The sequence below is a fragment of the Marinobacter adhaerens HP15 genome, from assembly GCF_000166295.1.
In the GTDB taxonomy this organism is placed as follows: Bacteria; Pseudomonadota; Gammaproteobacteria; order Pseudomonadales; family Oleiphilaceae; genus Marinobacter; species Marinobacter adhaerens.
The window spans coordinates 2,761,236-2,780,871 of record NC_017506.1 but is presented as its reverse complement, the minus strand read 5'-3'; the positions used below and the strand labels follow the sequence as shown (position 1 = coordinate 2,780,871).

Genomic DNA, 19,636 nt, shown 5'->3' with positions numbered 1-19,636 from the left:
GATCAATGTCCTTGTGTCGGATGAATGTATACATCAGAACCGGAATGCTGCCCGCAGAGTTCGTCAGAGGCAAGCCCTTTTTATCCGTGTTTCTGCGGCCTCACAGTCCACCGGGCAAACCTGTACAATGCCGGCTTTCTTTTCGCCGGCGCATGCCCGGCCCCACATCGACAGGTTTGTTTCTTGATCTCCACCGCCAATATCACCATGCAATTCGGGGCTAAACCCCTGTTTGAAAACGTCTCCGCCAAATTTGGTAACGGTAATCGCTATGGCCTGATCGGGGCCAATGGCTGTGGCAAGTCCACACTGATGAAAATCCTGGGTGGCGATCTCGAGCCCTCCGCCGGCCAGGTCATGCTGGAGCCCAATGTTCGGCTGGGCAAACTGCGCCAGGACCAGTTTGCCTATGAGGATTGCTCGGTGATCGATACCGTGATCATGGGCCATGAGGAACTCTGGAACGTCAAGAAAGAGCGTGATCGGATCTATTCCCTGCCCGAGATGAGCGAAGAAGACGGGATGGCGGTCGCGGACCTGGAAGTCCAGTTCGCTGAAATGGACGGCTATACCGCCGATGCCCGCGCCGGCGAGCTGTTGCTTGGCCTGGATATTCCGCTGGAGCAACACAACGGCCCGATGAGCGCGCTGGCACCGGGCTGGAAGCTGCGGGTGTTGCTGGCCCAGGCGCTGTTCTCCGATCCCGATGTGTTGCTGTTGGACGAGCCCACCAACCACCTGGACATCAACACCATCCGCTGGCTGGAAAACATACTGGTGGCCCGCAACAGCACCATGATTATCATTTCCCACGACCGCCACTTCCTGAACAGCGTGTGCACCCACATGGCGGATCTGGACTATGGCGAACTGCGCCTGTTCCCGGGCAACTACGACGAATACATGACCGCCGCCACCCAGGCTCGCGAGCGTATGCTGTCGGACAACGCCAAGAAAAAGGCGCAGATTGCCGAACTACAGCAGTTTGTCAGCCGCTTTTCGGCCAACGCCTCCAAGGCCAAGCAGGCTACCTCCCGTGCCCGCCAGATCGACAAGATCCAGCTGGAAGAGGTGAAGCCCTCAAGTCGGGTGAGCCCGTTTATCCGTTTTGAACAGGGCAAGAAACTTCACCGCCAGGCGGTGACTCTCAAGAACATGACCAAGGGCTTTGATGATAAGCCCCTGTTCAAGAATCTGAACCTGCAGGTCGAAGCCGGTGAGCGAATCGCCATCATTGGTCCCAACGGCATCGGCAAAACCACGCTTCTGCAATGTATGTCAGGGGCCTTTACGCCCGACAGTGGCGAGGTGAAGTGGACCGACAGTGCGGAAGTGGGCTACTTCGCCCAGGACCACACGGCGGACTTTGCCGAGGATGAAACCCTGACCGACTGGATGGCCCAGTGGACCAAGGGCGGCGAGCAGCTGGTGCGCGGTACTTTGGGCCGCATGCTGTTCTCCGGTGACGATATCTGGAAATCGGTGCGGGTGATCTCGGGCGGCGAGCAGGGCAGGATGCTGTTCGGCAAGCTGATTCTGCAGAAGCCCAATGTGATGCTGATGGATGAGCCCACGAACCACCTGGATATGGAGTCCATCGAGGCATTGAACCTGGCGCTGGAGAACTATCCGGGTACACTGATTTTCGTCAGCCATGATCGGGAGTTTGTTTCTTCGCTTGCGACTCGAATTATTGAGCTTAAGGCTGATGGGGTGACTGACTTCAGCGGCTCCTATGATGATTACCTTCGTAGCCAGGGGTATTTGTGAGCCTCTGAGGCTCTTCTTAGGCCCAGGTTTCGGAGACTGGGCAGCCGGGGAGGGCTGTCCAAAACACGCTCCTTGCGGCACATCCATGTGACGCTTGGGCTCCGCCATCCCTGGCTCCGCACAGTTTTGGACAGCCCTCCCCGGCTGCCCGACCAGACTTTTGAGTGGGCTTCGTGAAAATGAGCGATCAGCATGGGTGAGACCGAAATAGTTACTGCAACCCGGAAATGGGTCGAGGACGTCGTCGTTGGCTACAACCTGTGTCCGTTCGCCAAACGCGAACTGGTCCGGAACAGGGTTCGTTTCGTTGTGTCGGAAGCTGAAACGGAAGACGAGCTGTTACAGGCCTTGCACTCGGAGCTTCAGCGTCTGGAAGATGAGCCGGAGATTGAAACCACGCTGTTGATCCATCCGGGCGTATTGCAGGATTTCGGGCCCTACAATGAATTCCTTGATGCGGCTGATGGTTTGCTGGCGTATCTGGATATGGAAGGCGTTTACCAAATCGCCAGTTTCCACCCGGATTACCAGTTTGCGGGCACCGAGCCCGATGCGGCGGAGAACTACACCAATCGGTCGCCATTTCCCATGCTGCACCTTTTGCGGGAAGCCAGTCTGGAAGCGGCGATTGACAGTTATCCTGATGTGGATGGGATCCCGCAGAGAAGCATTGAACTGATGAACGAGCTGGGCTCGGAGAAGATGCGGAGTATTCTGCGTTCCTGTCTTGATGAATCCACTCGCAAGGTCTGAACAGATGGGACTGCTTTTCGAACAGATTGACAGCCAGCCTTCGGTGATTGGTGAGATTACGCTTCGCAGACGCCGGATTCCGGCGATTGGCGACAGGGATATCTACGAGGTGAAGCTGGGCGAGGAATTCCTGATGTCCAGCATGTTCGTGGATGCCGAAGTGGCTCTCTCTGATATCGGGCTGGGCGAAACCGAGGGCGATGATCTTCGGGTGGTTGTTGGTGGCCTGGGCCTGGGTTACACCGCGGTGGCGGCGCTCAGGCACGAGCGTGTTGCCGAACTGCTGGTGGTTGAGTATCTGAAACCCGTTATCGGATGGCATCAGCAGGAGCTGGTGCCTCTTGGTAAAGATCTGAATGCCGATCCCCGGAACCGCTACGTTCATGGCAGTTTCTTCGACCTGGCAATTGCCGATCCGGCAGAGGGTGGTTTCGATCCGAAGAACCCCGGCAAGCCATTCGATGCCATTCTTCTGGATATCGACCATTCCCCCCGGGCGCTTCTGCACGATTCCAGTGCCAGCTTCTACACCGCTAACAACCTGAGGCTGATGGCCCGGCAACTGAAGCCCCGAGGGGTTTTTGCCATGTGGTCGAACGAGGGCGAGGATGACGAGTTCATGGCCGTTCTCAACGAGGTGTTCACCGATGTGGCCTGCCATGTCGTATCCTTTTTCAATCCATTTCAGAACAGGGAATCGTTCAACACCGTGTATGTGGCCCGTAAGCCGGGCTGAGAAACCGGAGTCTGTATGTCTTTAACCACGCACCGCAGCCGACCTTTCAGCTCCAGCCAGCGCCTGCCCGAGCCGGAGCAGCCGCCGGTGTTGCATGAGCCGGAGGAGGCCGGGGCGTTGCTGGCGGAGTTTATCCAGCGCCATCCTCGCTTGCTGATCCTGACTGGCGCAGGGGTCAGTACCGATTCGGGCATCCCGGACTACCGGGACGGCGATGGCGCCTGGAAGCGCAAGCAGCCGGTTCAGCACAAGGCGTTCATGGAAGATGTTTACACCCGCCAGCGCTACTGGGGCCGGAGCCTGATTGGCTGGCCGGTCATGCGCAATGCCAGGCCCAATCCTTCCCACCATTACATCTCTGACCTGGAACTGCTCAACCACAGCAGCCTGGTGGTTACCCAGAACGTGGACCGCTTGCACCAGAAGGCGGGCACCCGGGCAGTGACGGATCTCCACGGTCGGGCCGATGAGGTGGTGTGCATGAGTTGCGGCTACCGTTGTCCCCGCGATGAGGTGCACGACCGCTGCGCAGATCTGAACCCGGGTTTCCAGAAATACACCGCCGAGACAGCGCCGGATGGCGATGCCGATCTGGATGTGGATTTCGAGGATTTCCGGCTGGCGGATTGTCCGAAGTGCGAAGGGATTCTGAAGCCGGATGTGGTGTTCTTTGGTGACTATGTCCCAAAGGACCGGGTGTATTCGGCCCTGGATACGCTGAAGGCCAGTGATGGCCTCTTGGTCATCGGTTCGTCGTTGATGGTGTATTCCGGGTTCCGTTTCTGCCGGTACGCCAACGAATGGAACAAGCCCATTGCCACCCTGAACCTGGGGCGGACTCGGGCTGAAGATCTGGTGGATTTGAAGTTGAACGCGAGGATCGGGGAGACCCTGAAGGCCTCCCTCGATCAGTTGTAGCGTCGGCTTACATCAGGTTGTAGATAAACACCACTGCCACGGCAACCGGAGTGATGAAACGCACGGTGATCAGCCACAGGTTAAACATGGCCGGAGACAGTGCCAGTTCACGCTCCATGGCCTGACGTGACATCACCCAGCCCGCAAACAGGGCCACCAGCAACCCGCCCAGGGGCAGCATGATGTTGGCGGTGAAGAAGTCCAGCAGGTCGAAAATGGTCTTGCCTTCCAGCATGGGGACAAAGCCAAGCGGTGCGAAGTCGGACCAGAGGTTCAGGGACAGAATCGAGGCAATGCCCAGTCCCCAGCAGACAAAACCGGCGCCGAGTGTGCTGACGGTGCGGTTCATGCCTTTACGCTCTTCCAGCCATTCCACAATCGGCTCCAAAAGCGAAATCCCCGACGTCCAGGCGGCAAAGATCAGAAGTACGAAGAACAGGGTGCCGAACAGGGAGCCCATGGGCATCTGACCGAAGGCCAGCGGCAGCGTCTGGAAGATCAGCCCCGGCCCCGCTCCCGGCTCAAGGCCGTTGGCGAACACAATCGGGAAGATGGCCAGGCCTGCGAGCAGCGCCACGCCGGTGTCGATGACCGATACGGTGATCGAGGTCTTGGCAATGGAAATGTTCTTGGGCAGGTAAGAGCCATAAGCCATCATGACCGCCATACCAAGGCTCAGGGTGAAGAACGCGTGCCCCAGGGCTACCAGTATTCCGGATGTTGTGAGCTTGGAGAAATCGGGCTGGAACAGGAATGCGGCGGCTTGTCCGAAGTGCCCGGTTGTCATTGCATAGCCGACCACGATCAGCAGCAGCACGAACAGGGCCGGCATGAGAATGCTGACAGCCCGCTCAAGCCCCGAGCGAACGCCTCGCACTACCACAACCATCACCATAGCCATGAACAGGGTGTGCCAGGCCAGCAGTTTGGTGGGGTCGCTTAGAAGGCCCGAGAAGACCGCGCCTACGGTGTCGGCAGACTGCCCGGCAAGCTGGCCGCTGGCGGTTGTGCCTACGTAGGAAATGGCCCAGCCGCCGATGACCGAGTAGAACGACAGAATCAGAAAACCCGCCAGAATGCCGATGGCACCGACCAGCTTCCAGGCCGGCTTGAGTCGGTCATGCTCGGCGATCAGGCTCAGACTCTTGACAGGGCTCCTGCCACCGCGACGACCGATCATGACTTCCGCCATCATGATAGGAATCCCGACGACCGCGATGCACAGCAGATACACCAGCACGAAGGCGCCGCCACCGTTCTCACCGGTGACATAAGGAAATTTCCAGATATTGCCCAGGCCCACGGCAGAGCCGGTAGCGGCAAGAATAAAGGCCAGACGTGATGACCAGAGCCCGCGTTGGGCGTTTGAACCTTCAAGCGCCCCGGAATAAGCGGCGGAATCTGAAGAAGTGACGGACATAACTATCTCCCGAAGTATTTGTTTTTGTATCAGGGTTTAAGAGGGAAGCCGCAGCTATCCGCAGCTTCCTGGGGGTGCGCCGGTGTCAGCTCAGCCGGTGCGGGCCAATCGCTCGGACGCCTGTCCGGCTCCGGCGGTGTGCTTTTTGAACCGTTCCTCGGCAAGCTCGTTGGCAATCTCCCCGGTGGGGCGACCCGAGCGGTCGGAACGGTTGAAGATTTCGGTCAGGGTATCGCCGATGGTATCGACGTGGGCGCGAACGGTTTCCGGTGTGGCGCCGGCGCGCTCGTAGAACACATCGATGATGCCACCTGCATTGATGGCAAAGTCCGGTGCATAGAGAACGCCCCGGTCCTGCAGCATGGCATCGTGCTCAGGGTGTTCCAGCAGATTGTTGGCGGCGCCGGCGACGATCCGGGCCTTCAGTTGGGGAATGCTGTCATCGTTCAGTACTGCCCCCATGGCACAGGGCGCTACCACGTCCACAGGCAGTGACAATATGTCCTCGGCAGCCGCTGGCTTGGCTCCCAGCTGATCCACGGCCCGCCGCATATTGTCGTCATGGATGTCATAGACCCAGAGATCAGCGCCGGCGTCCTTCAGGTGTCTGGCCAACCGGAAACCAACATTACCGATGCCCTGAATGGCTACCTTCAAACCGTTGAGGTCGTCCCGCCCAAGTTTGTGTTTTACCGCTGCTTTGAGGCCGATAAAGGTGCCGTAGGCTGTCGCCGGTGACGGGTCGCCGTTGCTTGGGTTGCCGTCGAAGCCGGTGCGCGAGGCAATTCCCGCAACGTGGCTGGTGTGTCGGCCCATGACCTTGAGGTCGGGTACGCTGGTGCCCGAGTCTTCCGCCGCAATGTACTGCCCGCCAAGACTTTCCAGATGGCGGCCCATGGCCTCCATCAGCGCTTCGGTTTTCTGTTTGCGCGGGTCGCCAATAATCACTGACTTGCCGCCACCCAGATCCAGGTTGGCGAGTGCCGATTTGTAGGTCATGCCCCTCGAAAGGCGCAAGACATCGCGAACCGCCTCTTCATCGGAGGCATAGGGAAACATTCGACAGCCTCCCAATGCGGGGCCGCGGGAAGTGTTATGGATGGCAACGATGGCCTTCAGGCCGGTTTCGGGATCGCAGAAAAAGGACAGATGTTCGTGGTTATCGAACTCGGGATGGCTGAATAGCATTGTGAAATCCTCTCCCACCGGCCGGATCTCGGCATGAGCGGGTATCTTGTTCTTGTCTGCCGGCTTGTGGCCGGCGTTCCGATTTCAGGTGTCCGGTATATCCGCTGGGGGGTGGCCCACCGAAAGTGCCCTTTTGGGGCTGGACGAAAAACAAACTAGCGGCAATTGACGTTAACGTCAACATGCGAATGTGAACTATCCGATACAAGGCTCACCCCCGGATTCGGGCGCCTCCCCGGTAAACATTTGAGGCAATCATGAGGTTAAATGGCCTCTTGCGTTGCGCGGATCTGGTCCATTAGTCGCAGATGTGCCCCTTTCTGCGGAAACTACCTATACGCGGATCGGGGAAACTGACCTAGTTTCCCCGGATGTCTGTCGCTTCCTATTCTTATCAGCTACAGCCGGCCCGGGTACGGGTGGAGTTTTTCCGGCTGCTTCCCATCTCGTTATTCGTGGTGGCATTTGGCGCTGCCTTTGGATTGGCAGCTACCCAGAAAGGCCTTGAGCCGCTCCAGGCGGTGCTGATGAGTGCGACGGTGTTTGCCGGGGCCTCCCAGTTTGCCGCCGTCGATATGTGGGGCACCGAGGTATCTGTACTGCCGATGATCGCGGTGGTCTTTGCCATCAATTCCCGCCATCTGCTTATGGGCGCTTCGCTGTACCCGATGCTGAAAGATGTCTCGCCGGGCAAGCGCTATGGTCTCTTGCTGCTGCTGACCGATGCCAACTGGGCGGTTTCGGCCCAGGAATACCAGAGTGGCCGGAGAAACCTGGAAGTTATCCTTGGTGGCGGGTTGGCTCTTTGGCTGGCCTGGATCATCGGGACCGGTCTGGGCGTCTATTTTGGTGGCCTTCTGCAGGATCCCAAATCCCTGGGCCTGGACATGGTTCTCGGCTGTTTCCTCCTGGCCATGGCGCTGGGCGGCAAGAAATCCCCGAGAGTGCTCGTGGCCTGGACCGTTACAGCGCTGGCTTCATTGGCGGCCTGGAAATGGTTGCCGGCGAATACCCACGTCGTCGTGGGCGCGCTCGCCGGTGGTGCGATCGGGTTCTTCTGGCTCGAGCGAAAGCCTGCGCCTGCTTCTGACGCGGAGGACAGCACCCATGACCGTTGAGACCACCACAGCCGGTATTCTGTTCCTGATTGCGATCATGACCGCCGTTACACTGGTAACCCGTTTTGGCGGCGTGTTCATCATGTCGTTCGTGAAGATCAATCCTCGTATCGAGAGCTTTATCAACACCATGGCCAGCTCGGTCCTGATTGCCATCATTGTGCCCATGGCAGTGACGGGGGACGCTGGTGCGCTGGCGGCCCTGACCACGACGGCGGTTACCATGCTGGCGTTGCGTAAACCTCTCCCGGCCATTGCCGCCGGGATTGCGGCTGCCGGAATCGTGCGGTTTCTGGCCTAACCTTTCGAATCTGAAGCGATTAAAAAGTGCTCAAGTCCGGGGGGCTGCGGCCGATATACCTGTGTAGTAATTACAGGTGCCCAGAGCCATGATTTCCTCCAGCCAGATTTCGCTTTTCCAGGACAGTTCCCGCCAGGTATCGGCTTTCGACAGCACGCAGCTCCGCATCAACCGGCAATCTGCCGCTGCGCCGCAGGCCAATGAAAACGCGGTTGGCTCAGAGTTAACGCTCATGCGCCAGGCTGCCTATCGTTACAGCAGCCAGGAGCAGCTCGCCTTCAGCGGCAGCAGCACCGTGACGGATGGCGGTCAGCAGAGCGTCTTTACCAGTGCGCAGCTTGCCGAGAAAACCTCAGAGTTGTTTCTGATGGGCCAGCAGGCACTGAGCGTTAGCCGTGCCGCGCTCGGTGGTGATGCGGGTGTCGAGGGTCGGGGCAGTCTCTCGGTTTCTGCCGGACGCTATATGTTTTACTCGGAGAGCGAATCCAGAAGCTTTGCCTCCACTGGCACCATCGCATTGGAGAATGGCGAGACCATCGACTTCACCCTCTCACTGCGACAGTCCCAGTCCCGGACCTACGAGTACTCGGAACTGGTGCAGATTCAGGAACGGCCACTCACCGACCCTCTGGTGATCAACTTCGGCTCTGCCACAGCCCGCCTGACCGATACCCTCTTCGAGTTCGACCTGAACGGTAACGGTGACACCGGGCAGTTTGCCACCCTGGGCAGCGGTAGCGGCTACCTGGTGCTGGACCGAAATGGCAACGGCAAAGTGGACGACGGCTCCGAACTGTTTGGTCCCCGGAGCGGCTCCGGCTTTGGGGAGCTGGCCCGTTTTGATGACGACGGTAACCGCTGGATTGACGCCAACGATGAGATCTTCGCGTCGTTGTCCGTGTGGGTCCAGGCTGCAGACGGCTCACAGGCTCTGAAATCCCTCTCAGAAGTCGGCGTTCAGGCGCTTTATGTGGACAATGTCGAAGACCGCTTCACGCTGGCCAACAGTCAGGGTGTGCCGCTGGGCCAGATCAAGGGTTCGGGAATCTATCTGAGCACCGACGGCGAGGTTCGCACCCTGGAAGAAATCGACCTTGCAGAACAGAATACCGTCGAAGCGCCGACCGCTGAGACGGTCCTGAGCGCGGAGCGTGGCTCGCCAGACCGCGGCGGTAGTGGCTTGGTGGAGGCCAGGGTGGAAGCGATACGTTCGGCGCTCGAGAAGCTGAATGAAATTCGTGAAAAGCAGAAGGCGTTTATCGAAGAATCGAAAGACGCCGGCAAGCCCGAGTCTCCCATTGCAGACTATTTGAAGCTGATCGATAAGATGCGGCTGGAAATGCTGAACAGCCAGGACGAGAAGAAGCAGGCGGCGAGCCGGTATCTGGAGTTTGCCAGTCTTTGATGTCTGGATTTGGAGCACGAAACAGGCGGGCAGGGGTTCCCAAAAAACGCTGTAAATACGTCCGTGTACGCTTGGCTCCGCCATCCATGGCTCCGCACATTTTTGGGAACCCCTGCCCGCCTGTTTCCCGAACCTAAGGGGAATTTTCAGCTATCGGGTTGGGGTTTCTAAGCGCTAACTCGCCGATGCCTGGCAGTTTGATCCCCAAAGCCAACGGGTTGATACCGAAGGATAGGCCCAGAAGGTTCAGCTCCAGTCCCTCGCGGACACCCGCCAGCACACCAAAGTACCCACCCAGTGAGACCTGATAACCCGCGCCACCCGGAACCTCTGCGATAATACGGTCGCCGAGGTAGTCCTTGCCGATCGCGTGGTTCGGCAGAGCCACATTGAGGCCCTCAACCTCCCTGATTACCCAGGCCACGAAAGTGTTGCTGTTGGGGCCGGGCCAAGCTTCGTATTCGGTCGGGTAGGGGTAAGACGCCACTGCCTGGTAGATGTCGGGAATCAGCTTTTCGGCTTCTTCGCCGCGGATATCGGCATAGAGGTTCGGCTTTGAACCGTACCAGTGTCTGTCGGGCTCACCGGGCCGGGAATTGACCACGTAGCTGCGCCAGCCGGTCACTTCATGAACCCGATAATGGCTGGCCCCTTTTCCTTGGTGGCTATCCAGGTATGGACAGCAAAGTAACCTCGCCAGCTCCATGCCCGGGCGCCGTATACCTGAACGATTGCTTCCTCGGCCTGTTCTGGCAGAGGGGCAATCCGGGCGCTTTCCCGGGTGGCTGTTTGCCAGCTCTCGGCTCCCTGCAGGCTGCCACTGGTGGCAAGCAGAATCGGGCCAGCCAGCAGCAGGAGCACGGCGCCGAAAAACCAGCCGGTGTATCTGAAAAATCGTTTCATGAACTCAGTCCGAAGCGTGGGGTAGACGGGACCCTCTGAGTGACAGAAAGTTCCTCACGACTACCTGGATTATAGGGGACAGATACGCCAGCCGTGGGTTGGCGGATGAGGCTTGTGCCGGGTTGTGGTTTGCCGTGAGGACGCTTGTCTTCTAGGCTCAGACATACAAATCGCAATTCCCAGGAGGCTTTAATGTCTGACCATCACGTGTACAAAAAAGTGGAAATTGTCGGGTCTTCCAAGAAAAGCATTGAAGACGCCATTGAGAATGCACTTGAGGAATGTGGTAAAAGCGTTCGCAACATGGAGTGGTTTGAGGTAACCGAAACCCGCGGCCATATCGTTGATGGCAAGGTGGGCCACTATCAGGTCGTAATGAAAGTCGGTTTCCGTATCGCCAACAGCTGAACAGGCGCTCCCTAGTTACTGCGAATCGCCCGGTGCCGAATGGACGAGACCAACTGGTTCATCAGCTCCCGGGCTTCGCCCTCGTGCAGGCTGTGGCACTTGTCCTGCAAGACCCGGCGGTCGTGATTGGATGAGTCACTGGGGACATCTTTAGCAGGTCCAGATACTGGCAGGCCGCAAGGTGCGCCTTGATCTCGGCATCAATCAGCCGGGTAACCAGTTCATCGACGGACTCTGTGCAGAAGGGGCGGTTCCGGTTAAGCAGCTCTCGGGCCTCCAGGGCCGCATTGCGAGCTTCCAGTCTGAGTTCGCCGGCCGCTTCGCCGCCTTCAACCGCCCTCAGGAACATGCCCAGGCGTTCATGAAGATTCCATACCTGGGGCCAGATCCTGGCGTAGGCTTCCACTTCTTTCTGATAGCGGGCTTCTTCCACTGGGGAGCCTGGAGCGCCATTGCCGGACTCACCCGGACGATTGAATTGTGCCACCCGTATGTCGTCAACTTCCCGCCACAGAGTATCGGAACGTTCCCGTAATGCGGTCAACTGGTCCTCGCTACGCCGGCGAGCGCCCGATCCGATGAACAGGGCAATCACGGCCAGGCCCAGGGCGGCCGCTGAAAGCAGAAGCGGCAGGCCGCCTGCCGATAACATGCTCCACAATGGGTCTGTATCCATGGTGTCTGACCCCCGCGTAAATCCAGTCTGGGTCTATCAGTATAGAAGTTAATCCGGCGTCTGCTGTCGGAAGGGCAGGGCGGCTTCCGCATCGCTGAAATAAGCACGCACGTGGTCTGCCTCCTCTCGGGTGAAGTTTTCTATGGCTTCGCGGAAGCCGGGGTGCAGAACGCCATGCCAGGAGTGGGTGATTACCGGCTCAAAGCCACGTACCAGTTTGTGTTCGCCCTGGGCTCCGGCATCAATATGGCTGAGGCCGAGGTCCATCGCCAGTTCGATGCCCTGGTAGTAGCAGGTTTCAAAGTGCAGGTGGTTGTATTCATCAAGGCAACCCCAGTAACGCCCGTAGAGGGTGGTTGTGCCCGCCAGGAACAGGGCACCGGCAATCATTTCGCCCTCGCGCACTGCCATCACCAGATGTACGTGTTCGGGTAGCTGTTCCTGAAGCAGCTCAAAGAATCGCTTGTTGAGGTAAGGTCGTTGGCCCCGTTTCAGATAAGTCGCCTGGTAAAACACATAGAACGCGGAAAGCACGTGCTCCGGAATATCCCGGCCATGAAAGCGTGTAAAGGAAATTCCCTGGTCCGCAACCTGGCGACGTTCCTTGCGGATGGACTTGCGCTTGCGGGAAGTCAGCGCCGCCAGGAAGTCCTCGAAATTACGGTAATCATGGTTATGCCAGTGGAACTGGCATCCGATGCGATGTAAGGCCTGCTCGTGTTGAAGCAGCTCCTGGTCCTCTTTGCCGGGAAACAGCAGGTGCCAGGAGTGGGCTCCCAGTTCATCGGTCAGCCTGTCCAACAGGTGATGAACCTGTTCCGGTACCAGCTGTTGTCGAATGTCCGGATCCAGCAGCAGCCTTGGGCCTGAGGATGGCGTGAAGGGAATGGCGATCAGTAATTTTGGATAGTACGCCAGCCCATGCCGCTGGTATGCATCGGCCCAGGCCCAGTCAAACACATATTCCCCCATGGAGTGGCTCTTCAGAAAAGCCGGCGCAAGGCCGACGATTCTGCCAGCCTTTCGGAACACGAGGTGACGTGGCGACCACCCGGTCTCCGGGGATGTGCATCCGGACGCTTCCAGTGCCTGGAAAAACTCGTAACGAAGAAATGGATTGCTATGCCCAGCCAGCCGCTCCCACTCAGGGGCGGGAATATCATTGATGCTGGTGCAGGTTTCCAGTGTGAGAGTCGCTGGTCCGGGTTCTGACATGGTGAGGGAAAACTCCTTTATGTACCCGATACCATACGTCAGAAGACGGCTTTTGATCACCCCGGGGTCAGTGTAAAGGTTCTGCAAAGTGACCTGGCCCGAATCAGTGGTTTGCGGGTAGCGTGTTAGACTTCAGCAGCAACTGTGGTCGGCACGACAGGTGGAGAAGCGACATGCAGAACAGGGTGTTACTGGTCGAGGACGATGATGAATTGCGGGAATTGCTTGCCCGTTACCTGACCAATCAGGGATTTACCATTCGGGAAGCTGCCAATGGCCGGGACGGCCTCGCCCTGGCGCTGGGTCAGGACTGCGATATTGTCGTGCTGGACATCATGCTGCCGGATATCAGTGGCCTCGAGGTGTTGCGGGAACTGAGGGCAGAGACCCATCTGCCCGTGGTATTACTGACCGCCCGGGGCGACGAAACGGATCGGATCGTCGGTTTCGAGGTTGGTGCCGATGACTATATTCCCAAACCCTGTAATCCGCGCGAGCTGGTGGCCCGGCTGCAGGCGCTTTTGCGGCGGATTGCCTGGGACCAGAAAACCGAAGTCAATGCGGCCCGGACCTATGGCGACCTCCGTGTCGAGCCGGGTCATCGCCGAATTTACCAGAATGATGTGGCGATGGAGCTGACCGCCACCGAGTACGAGGTTCTGCAGGTTCTTCTGGCACATGCAGGCAGCGTGGTCCGCAAAACCGATCTCATGCAATGGGCGCTGGGCCGGCGCCTTGAAGCTTACGACCGCACCCTTGATATGCACATCAGTAACCTTCGCAAAAAGCTGGGCAACGACGACCCGCCCCGTATCGAAACCGTTAGGGGGCTGGGTTACAGCTATAGGGTGCCGGAATGAAACAGCGGCCCATGTTCCCTCTGTTCTGGCGGATCTTCCTGTCGATCTGGCTGGCTATGGCGGTCACCGTGGTGGCCAGTAACCTTGCAACCAGGATGCTTCTGGACCGGGAGCGGGAAGCCATCGAGCGCCAGGCAGGTCTAAGGGATCTGGCCGAAGAAGCTATCGCAATCCGCGAGGCCGGTGACCGTGGCGAAGCGTGGCGCTTTCTGCGGGACGAAGGCGAGCGTCTTGAACTGTTTCTGGTGTTGCTCGAACAGGATGAAAACGATGGCAAGCTGCCCTCGTTCATCCGCGACCGCATGAAATCCGGCTGGTACCCGCAGAAACCCGCGGTACTGGACGTTGGCGGCGGTTACCGGCTGGTGGCCTGGCCACGGGTGCAGGGCGCTGGCTGGCTCAACCCGAGATTCTTCAGGGCCATCGAGCTCGGGCTGGCCCTGCTGATGATTTCACTGGCGTGCTGGTGGATCGCCCGCCTGGTATCGCGACCGTTGAAACACATGGAAAGCACCGCCCAGGCGATTGCGGCCGGTGATAATTCTCTGAGAGTCAGCGAAAAGATCGCCCAACGCCGGGATGAGGTGGGACAACTGGCCACGGCTTTCAATGCCATGACCGAACAGCTCTGCAGTCTGCTGGAACGCCAGAAACATCTGCTTCGGGATATTTCCCACGATTTGCGAACGCCGCTCACCCGCCAGCGTATCGCCATTGAGCTGGCAAACGAGGCCGGTGCAGATGAAGAGCTGATGGCCAGCATTCTGCGCCAGAACGAACGGCTTGAAACCATGACTGGTCAGATACTGACGTTATACCGGGTCACCGAAGCCGGCGGCGATATCGAGCGCGAGCCCCTCCGGCTGGTGCATGTGATCAATCAGGTCCTCAAGGATGCAGCGGACTATGCCGAACACCAGGGTGTGGACTGCAAACTCGTGGTGTCGCCGGAAAGTTCAAGGGCGTCGGTGCTGGGTGATGAAGGGCTTTTACAGCGAGCCATCGACAACATCCTGCAGAATGCCCTCGACCACACGCCACCTGGCAGGGCTGTTCATCTCGCCGTGACGGTGGCCGATGACTGGTTGACGCTAACGGTTGATGACGAGGGGCCGGGCGTTCCGGATGAGCTGATCGGCCAGCTTTTCGAGCCGTTCTTCCGCGCAGACAAGTCTCGCGGGGGCACGGGCTGGGGGCTTGGCCTGGCTATTGCCAGAGACATCGTAGCGGCCCACGATGGCGTGATCGGGGCAGCAGCGGGAGAAACTGGCGGCTTACGGGTGACGCTTCGCCTTCCGGTGTTTTTCGGGGGCGGCTGACTCCGGCTCCGGGTCGGAAGGTTTCAGTTTTTCGGCGCCGGAAAAGTCGATACCCTCCTGCAGCTCGTCTTCGTCAAAGCGGATTCCGCAGGCCGCTTTCCGAATCTTCGCGGGCTTTGCCGTGCCCGGGTTGTTGTATTCGTCTTCAGAGGCCATAGGTCGTTGTCCATGAAAAAAGATTACCCCGTTCCGGCAGGATACCTTGAGCGTGAAACGGAAGTGAAGAAAAGCCGGTTCATTGCCCGGGTAGCCCCGGTGAGTTCGCGGGAGGAGGTGAAGGACTGGCTGGAACAGGCCCACCAGGACCATCCGGACGCCCGGCATATCTGCTGGGCCTACCAGATCGGGCGTCCCGGTTCTGCCGCCGAAGCTGGGATGAACGATGATGGTGAGCCGTCCGGAACGGCCGGAAAGCCGATTCTCAACGTGATTCAGCACAAGGATATGGGAGATGTGCTGGTGATGGTGGTCCGGTACTTTGGTGGCATCAAACTGGGCGCCGGTGGCCTGGTGCGAGCCTATGCCGGAGCTGCAGAGAGCGTGCTGTCGGCTGTTGACCGGGTGGTCCAGAAGCCCATGGTGGACGTGCTGGTGCTCCTGTCATTTGCTGACGAGCAACCGCTGCGGCACTGGTGTGAGATGAACGGGGCATCGGTGGAATCGGTGGATTACGGGGCCTCGGTACGGGCTGGTGTTCTGGTTCCCGAGGATCAGGTCGAGGCATTCGGAGCCTTCTGCGATGCCCATAAACTGGATTACAGTTTAGAAAGGTGACGGATCCCGGGGGCATCGTTGTGCGTCTGCGAGGCGTATACTGTTCGTAAATCTGAGTCTCAATCGAGGACAGGAATCATGATGCGTTTTCTGATGTTAGCGGTTGTTGCACTGGCCATGACCGGTTGTGCCAGCAACGTGGTGACCGACTACAACTCTTCCGTGGTTTTCGGTAATTATTCCTCCTGGGCGTTTGCCGGTGGCACCGATTCGTCTTCCTTTACCTCACTCGACGGCACTCGGGTGCGCAGTGCCGTCGAGCGAGAGCTGAATCGCAAAGCGCTGAAACAGGTCCCTGAAGCAGAGGCCGACTTGCTGGTAAGCTGGCAGATCGTGCCCGAGGAGCGCCTTGAGCAGACGGGGCTGGGACTCGGATTTGGTTTTGGTAGCGGGAATTTCGGCTGGGCCCTGTCTGCGCCGCCACCGGTACGTGAAATTGAAGAGGGAAAGCTGGTTGTAGAGCTGGCAGACAGCAAGTCGAAAGAAGTTGTCTGGCGCGCCGCCAGTCGGCGTTATCTCAATGAAAACCAGTCACCCGAGACCCGAAGAGAATTGATCGACGAGGTCGTGGCCGAAATGTTTACCAAGTATCCTCCTGGTCTCGATTGAAGGCGTTACAAGACAGGAATAGCACGGAGACAGAATGAAGAAGCGATCTGAGGGCGGTCTGGTTTTTTCGACCGAGCAGGGGCGTATGTGCCCGGATTGCCGTAACCCCTTGAATGAATGTACCTGCGGTACATCATCACGGCCTGCCGGGGATGGCATTGTCAGAGTGAGCCGGGAGACCAAGGGCCGCAAGGGTAAGGGTGTCACCCTGATTACCGGCATTCCACTGGACGACAAAGAACTGAAAGCCTATGCCAAGGTGTTGAAAGCCAAATGCGGCACCGGTGGCACGGTAAAAGATGGTGTGGTCGAAATTCAGGGCGACCAGCGGGATCTTCTGGTTCCGCTGCTTGAGCAAAACGGGTGGACGGTGAAGCGCGCCGGTGGCTGATGGTATAACACGCAAATCCCCCACGCTCACGTTACAATAGAGCCCGCGTTAACAAATCCCGACTTTCATACCAACCGGAATCTGCCCAGAAATCCCTGCAATTATGCCGTTGGATGGCGGATTCTGTTCGACCGGAGGCAAGCATGCATATACTGGTTTTGGGCGCAGGCGTTGTGGGTACTACCACGGCCTGGTATCTGCAGAAGCAGGGGCACCAGGTAACTGTGGTTGATCGCCAGAACCAGGCCGGCCTGGAAACCAGTTATGCCAACGGCGGTCAGATCTCCGTTTCCCATGCGGAGCCGTGGGCCAACCCGTCCGCCCCTCTGAAAGTCATGAAGTGGCTGTTCCAGCCCGACGCGCCTCTGCTGTTCCGGCCAAGACTGGATCCTGCCCAGTGGCGCTGGGCGCTCTCTTTTCTGGGGCAGTGCACCTTGGCCCGGGCTGCCCACAACATCCGCCAGATGGTAAATCTCGGCACCTACAGCTGCAGCCAGTTGCAGGCTCTGCGTGAGGAAGCGGGCATCGAGTACAACCATCTCGAGAAGGGTATCCTGCACTTCTACACCAATCCTGCGGAGTTTGACGGTGCCATGGAGCCGACCCGGATCATGCAGGATCTGGGGTGTGACCGCCAGATTATCGATGCAGACCGGGCGGTAGAGCTGGAGCCGGCACTCAAGCCGATCCGCAACCGGATTGCCGGGGCAACCTACACCTCGGAAGACGAATCCGGTGATGCCCGGATGTTTACCCAGAACCTTGCAAAACGCTGCGCGGAGGCCGGCGTAGAGTTCCGGTACGGCACTGAAATCCTGAGCTTCGAACGCGCCGGCGAGCGGGTACTTGGGATCCAGACCCTTCGGGACGGCCATCATGAGACGCTGCGCGCGGATGCCTACGTGCTGAGCATGGGCAGCTTCAGTGCAGCGCTTGCCAGTCAGCTCGGTATTTTCCTCAACATCTATCCGGCCAAAGGCTATTCGATTACGGTACCGGTGAAGAACGAGGAGGCGGCGTTCAATGTCAGCCTCACTGACGACGAGTACAAGCTGGTTTATTCCCGCCTGGGTGATCGCATGCGCGTGGCGGGCACGGCCGAACTGAACGGCTACAGCCGGAAACTGAACTATACCCGCTGCCGGGCTATCGTGCGCCGCACAGCGGAAGTCATGCCCGAAGCAGGTTACTGGGATCAGGCGGAGTTCTGGACCGGTTTACGGCCTGCGACGCCTTCCAACGTGCCGTACATCGGAAAAAGCCACTTCGCCAACCTTTACCTGAATACCGGACACGGCACCCTTGGATGGACCCATTCCTGTGGTTCCGCCGCGGCCCTTGCGGACATTATTGACGGCCGCAAGCCTGAGGTGGATTTTACGTTTTCCGGGCTCTAGAAGGTCTGGCTACCTCCAGTCCGGTGCGAGCATCTCGGTCAAGCCCCAAACCATTTCACTTTGAATTAAAGGATTTCAAAATGAAATGGTTTTTCTTCATCCGATAACCCTCCGTTACGTGTTTCTACCTACGAAATAATACCTAATTTTCAACAGCTTGAAAGATTCTCTTTGTGTCTATCAAGAGTTGGCACCGGCTTTGCGATGGTGGATGTAAAAGGTTCGTCCTGTTGATGAACAACAACATCAATCCAACAACCGTGTGCTGACTGACTATGACTAAACCACTGGAAGGCGTCCGGATAATCGATCTGACCCATATGCTGTCCGGCCCTTACGCAGGAATGCTGCTGGCCGACATGGGAGCAGAATCCATCAAGGTAGAGCCCCTGAAAGGCGAAGGCACCCGCTCATTACTTGCCAAGGATCCCCGCAATTCCTACAACGGTCACGGCGCCTACTTCATTACCCTCAATCGCAACAAGAAGAGTGTCTGCATTGATCTGAAGTCCGAGGCTGGTCTACAGACCTTCTATGATTTGGTCAAAGACGCCGACATCGTGCTTGATAACTTCTCCGCCGGCGTGCCAGCGAAGCTCAAGATTGATCACGAGCATCTATCGAGGGTGAATCCTCGCATCATTACCTGTTCGGTAACTGGATTCGGGCAGGCCGGGCCCAATTTCAAGCGCCCGGCATTTGATCAGGTGGTCCAGGGTATTGGTGGCGGCATGTCGATCACCGGACATGATGCTGAACATCCGGCCCGGGCTGGTATACCCATTGGCGACCTTGGTGGAGGCATGTTTGCGGTGATGGGGGTCCTGGCGGCCTTACATTCCCGCGCGGTCAACGGCTACGGACAGCATGTGGACATTTCCATGCTCGACTGCCAGATCAGCATGCTCAACTACATGGCAACAATGTATTTCCTCAGCGGCGATAATCCGTCTCCGATCGGGAACGGTCATTTTGTCCATGTGCCCTACGATGCCTTCCGCACCAGCAACGGCTTCGTAATTATTGCGGTGATCTTCGACAGCTTCTGGGACAACTTGGTGGAGCTTTTGGGCATTGATGAGCTGCGGGATCCAGCCTACAAAACTCAGCCCGGGCGATTTGCCGACAAACACAAGATCAACGGCATCCTTACCGATCTGCTCAAGACCAACACCACCGAACACTGGGTGGAGCTGCTCTCCAGCGCCCGCATTCCGTGTGCTCCGGTCAACAAGTTCTCCGATGCCCTTAGCGACCCCCAAGTGTTGTTCCGCAACATGGTGGTGGATATTCCCCAGTTCGATGGTGGCACCGTCAAGGCGCCGGGCAACCCGATCAAGCTCAGCGTCGACTCTTCAGATTCCTACACCGCGCCGCCCCTGCTGGGCCAGCACACCGAGGATGTCCTGAAGTCCCTGGGCTATAGCGATGAGCGGATTGCAGAACTCAAAGCCATGCAGGCCATCGGATAAGGA

Annotated in this window: 20 protein-coding genes and 1 pseudogene; 15 read left to right on the top strand and 6 right to left on the bottom strand. The window is 58.3% G+C overall.

Annotated features, from left to right (window positions below):
* Window positions 1–183 precede the first annotated feature (183 nt).
* From HP15_RS13065 to HP15_RS13050, 4 genes are all read left to right on the top strand, one after another.
* A complete protein-coding gene (locus HP15_RS13065) occupies window positions 184–1,770 on the top strand; it encodes an ABC-F family ATPase (RefSeq protein ID WP_014577905.1) in 1,587 nt (528 codons plus the stop codon).
* Between the two features lie 192 nt (window positions 1,771–1,962).
* Window positions 1,963–2,523 (top strand): DUF1415 domain-containing protein, encoded by a 561-nt coding sequence (locus HP15_RS13060; protein ID WP_014577904.1) that lies wholly within the window; start codon window positions 1,963–1,965, stop codon window positions 2,521–2,523.
* Window positions 2,524–2,527: 4 nt separating this feature from the next.
* A complete protein-coding gene (locus tag HP15_RS13055; RefSeq protein ID WP_008173917.1) occupies window positions 2,528–3,259 on the top strand; it encodes a polyamine aminopropyltransferase in 732 nt (243 codons plus the stop codon).
* Between the two features lie 15 nt (window positions 3,260–3,274).
* Window positions 3,275–4,177: an NAD-dependent protein deacetylase gene (locus HP15_RS13050; protein WP_014577903.1), complete on the top strand. Its 903-nt coding sequence runs from the start codon at window positions 3,275–3,277 to the stop codon at window positions 4,175–4,177.
* A 7-nt stretch (window positions 4,178–4,184) separates the two neighbouring features.
* On the opposite strand, the gene HP15_RS13045 is transcribed toward HP15_RS13050, so the two are convergent.
* Entirely contained in the window at window positions 4,185–5,597 is a 1,413-nt protein-coding gene (locus HP15_RS13045) for a sodium-dependent transporter (RefSeq protein ID WP_014577902.1), read from the bottom strand.
* Window positions 5,598–5,687: 90 nt separating this feature from the next.
* Window positions 5,688–6,785, bottom strand: a complete 1,098-nt coding sequence (locus HP15_RS13040; protein ID WP_041645444.1) for a Glu/Leu/Phe/Val family dehydrogenase — start codon at window positions 6,783–6,785, stop codon at window positions 5,688–5,690.
* 371 nt (window positions 6,786–7,156) lie between these two features.
* Between HP15_RS13040 and HP15_RS13035 the strand changes: the two genes are divergently transcribed.
* The 3 genes from HP15_RS13035 (at window position 7,157) to HP15_RS13025 (ending at window position 9,609) form a co-directional block, all read left to right on the top strand.
* Window positions 7,157–7,903: an AzlC family ABC transporter permease gene (locus tag HP15_RS13035; protein ID WP_008173926.1), complete on the top strand. Its 747-nt coding sequence runs from the start codon at window positions 7,157–7,159 to the stop codon at window positions 7,901–7,903.
* Window positions 7,893–8,204: an AzlD family protein gene (locus tag HP15_RS13030; protein ID WP_008173928.1), complete on the top strand. Its 312-nt coding sequence runs from the start codon at window positions 7,893–7,895 to the stop codon at window positions 8,202–8,204. The genes HP15_RS13035 and HP15_RS13030 overlap by 11 nt, the downstream gene beginning before the upstream one ends.
* Window positions 8,205–8,292: 88 nt before the next feature.
* Window positions 8,293–9,609 (top strand): hypothetical protein, encoded by a 1,317-nt coding sequence (locus HP15_RS13025; RefSeq protein ID WP_014577900.1) that lies wholly within the window; start codon window positions 8,293–8,295, stop codon window positions 9,607–9,609.
* Between the two features lie 133 nt (window positions 9,610–9,742).
* On the opposite strand, the pseudogene HP15_RS13020 reads toward HP15_RS13025, so the two are convergent.
* Window positions 9,743–10,512 (bottom strand): annotated as a pseudogene (locus HP15_RS13020) (DUF3750 domain-containing protein).
* Window positions 10,513–10,704: 192 nt separating this feature from the next.
* Here HP15_RS13020 and HP15_RS13015 point away from each other — a divergent pair.
* The gene (locus HP15_RS13015; protein WP_008173934.1) at window positions 10,705–10,920 is read left to right on the top strand and encodes a dodecin; all 216 of its coding nucleotides are present in this window, start codon (window positions 10,705–10,707) and stop codon (window positions 10,918–10,920) included.
* Between the two features lie 61 nt (window positions 10,921–10,981).
* Here the strand turns inward: HP15_RS13015 and HP15_RS13010 are convergent, their stop codons facing one another.
* Together HP15_RS13010 and HP15_RS13005 are read right to left on the bottom strand one after the other, a co-directional pair.
* Window positions 10,982–11,596: a hypothetical protein gene (locus HP15_RS13010; protein WP_227499635.1), complete on the bottom strand. Its 615-nt coding sequence runs from the start codon at window positions 11,594–11,596 to the stop codon at window positions 10,982–10,984.
* Between the two features lie 48 nt (window positions 11,597–11,644).
* Complete coding sequence (locus HP15_RS13005; RefSeq protein ID WP_041645440.1) at window positions 11,645–12,811, bottom strand: GNAT family N-acetyltransferase; 1,167 nt, start codon at window positions 12,809–12,811, stop codon at window positions 11,645–11,647.
* Window positions 12,812–12,984: 173 nt separating this feature from the next.
* On the opposite strand from HP15_RS13005, the gene HP15_RS13000 reads away from it, so the two are divergent.
* On the top strand, window positions 12,985–13,671 hold the full coding sequence (locus HP15_RS13000; RefSeq protein WP_008173941.1) for a response regulator transcription factor: 687 nt from the start codon (window positions 12,985–12,987) through the stop codon (window positions 13,669–13,671).
* A complete protein-coding gene (locus HP15_RS12995; RefSeq protein WP_008173942.1) occupies window positions 13,668–14,990 on the top strand; it encodes a sensor histidine kinase in 1,323 nt (440 codons plus the stop codon). The genes HP15_RS13000 and HP15_RS12995 overlap by 4 nt, the downstream gene beginning before the upstream one ends.
* On the opposite strand, the gene HP15_RS12990 is transcribed toward HP15_RS12995, so the two are convergent.
* Window positions 14,946–15,146 carry a hypothetical protein gene (locus tag HP15_RS12990; protein ID WP_008173944.1) on the bottom strand — a complete coding sequence of 67 codons (201 nt, stop codon included), beginning with the start codon at window positions 15,144–15,146 and terminating at the stop codon, window positions 14,946–14,948. The two genes, HP15_RS12995 and HP15_RS12990, sit on opposite strands and share 45 nt — an antisense overlap.
* 12 nt (window positions 15,147–15,158) lie before the next feature.
* On the opposite strand from HP15_RS12990, the gene HP15_RS12985 reads away from it, so the two are divergent.
* From HP15_RS12985 to HP15_RS12965, 5 genes are all read left to right on the top strand, one after another.
* Window positions 15,159–15,764, top strand: a complete 606-nt coding sequence (locus HP15_RS12985; protein WP_008173946.1) for a YigZ family protein — start codon at window positions 15,159–15,161, stop codon at window positions 15,762–15,764.
* Between the two features lie 81 nt (window positions 15,765–15,845).
* Window positions 15,846–16,373, top strand: coding sequence for a DUF4136 domain-containing protein (locus tag HP15_RS12980; RefSeq protein ID WP_169702224.1), 528 nt, complete (start codon window positions 15,846–15,848; stop codon window positions 16,371–16,373).
* 34 nt (window positions 16,374–16,407) lie between these two features.
* The gene (locus HP15_RS12975; protein WP_041645436.1) at window positions 16,408–16,764 is read left to right on the top strand and encodes a translation initiation factor Sui1; all 357 of its coding nucleotides are present in this window, start codon (window positions 16,408–16,410) and stop codon (window positions 16,762–16,764) included.
* A 143-nt stretch (window positions 16,765–16,907) separates the two neighbouring features.
* The gene (locus HP15_RS12970; protein WP_041645434.1) at window positions 16,908–18,161 is read left to right on the top strand and encodes a D-amino acid dehydrogenase; all 1,254 of its coding nucleotides are present in this window, start codon (window positions 16,908–16,910) and stop codon (window positions 18,159–18,161) included.
* 275 nt (window positions 18,162–18,436) lie between these two features.
* Entirely contained in the window at window positions 18,437–19,633 is a 1,197-nt protein-coding gene (locus HP15_RS12965; protein ID WP_014577892.1) for a CaiB/BaiF CoA transferase family protein, read from the top strand.
* Window positions 19,634–19,636 lie beyond the last annotated feature (3 nt).

Excerpts from the sequence above, each read along its gene's own strand:
- HP15_RS13040 (WP_041645444.1), bottom strand. The coding sequence starts at position 6,785 with ATGCTATTCAGCCATCCCGAGTTCGATAACCACGAACATCTGTCCTTT.
- HP15_RS13055 (WP_008173917.1), top strand. The coding sequence starts at position 2,528 with ATGGGACTGCTTTTCGAACAGATTGACAGCCAGCCTTCGGTGATTGGT.
- HP15_RS13030 (WP_008173928.1), top strand. The coding sequence starts at position 7,893 with ATGACCGTTGAGACCACCACAGCCGGTATTCTGTTCCTGATTGCGATC.
- HP15_RS13005 (WP_041645440.1), bottom strand. The coding sequence starts at position 12,811 with ATGTCAGAACCCGGACCAGCGACTCTCACACTGGAAACCTGCACCAGC.
- HP15_RS12980 (WP_169702224.1), top strand. The coding sequence starts at position 15,846 with ATGCGTTTTCTGATGTTAGCGGTTGTTGCACTGGCCATGACCGGTTGT.
- HP15_RS13010 (WP_227499635.1), bottom strand. The coding sequence starts at position 11,596 with ATGGATACAGACCCATTGTGGAGCATGTTATCGGCAGGCGGCCTGCCG.
- HP15_RS12995 (WP_008173942.1), top strand. The coding sequence starts at position 13,668 with ATGAAACAGCGGCCCATGTTCCCTCTGTTCTGGCGGATCTTCCTGTCG.
- HP15_RS12985 (WP_008173946.1), top strand. The coding sequence starts at position 15,159 with ATGAAAAAAGATTACCCCGTTCCGGCAGGATACCTTGAGCGTGAAACG.
- HP15_RS13035 (WP_008173926.1), top strand. The coding sequence starts at position 7,157 with ATGTCTGTCGCTTCCTATTCTTATCAGCTACAGCCGGCCCGGGTACGG.
- HP15_RS13050 (WP_014577903.1), top strand. The coding sequence starts at position 3,275 with ATGTCTTTAACCACGCACCGCAGCCGACCTTTCAGCTCCAGCCAGCGC.
- HP15_RS13000 (WP_008173941.1), top strand. The coding sequence starts at position 12,985 with ATGCAGAACAGGGTGTTACTGGTCGAGGACGATGATGAATTGCGGGAA.
- HP15_RS12970 (WP_041645434.1), top strand. The coding sequence starts at position 16,908 with ATGCATATACTGGTTTTGGGCGCAGGCGTTGTGGGTACTACCACGGCC.
- HP15_RS13060 (WP_014577904.1), top strand. The coding sequence starts at position 1,963 with ATGGGTGAGACCGAAATAGTTACTGCAACCCGGAAATGGGTCGAGGAC.
- HP15_RS12990 (WP_008173944.1), bottom strand. The coding sequence starts at position 15,146 with ATGGCCTCTGAAGACGAATACAACAACCCGGGCACGGCAAAGCCCGCG.
- HP15_RS13015 (WP_008173934.1), top strand. The coding sequence starts at position 10,705 with ATGTCTGACCATCACGTGTACAAAAAAGTGGAAATTGTCGGGTCTTCC.
- HP15_RS13045 (WP_014577902.1), bottom strand. The coding sequence starts at position 5,597 with ATGTCCGTCACTTCTTCAGATTCCGCCGCTTATTCCGGGGCGCTTGAA.
- HP15_RS12965 (WP_014577892.1), top strand. The coding sequence starts at position 18,437 with ATGACTAAACCACTGGAAGGCGTCCGGATAATCGATCTGACCCATATG.
- HP15_RS13025 (WP_014577900.1), top strand. The coding sequence starts at position 8,293 with ATGATTTCCTCCAGCCAGATTTCGCTTTTCCAGGACAGTTCCCGCCAG.
- HP15_RS12975 (WP_041645436.1), top strand. The coding sequence starts at position 16,408 with ATGAAGAAGCGATCTGAGGGCGGTCTGGTTTTTTCGACCGAGCAGGGG.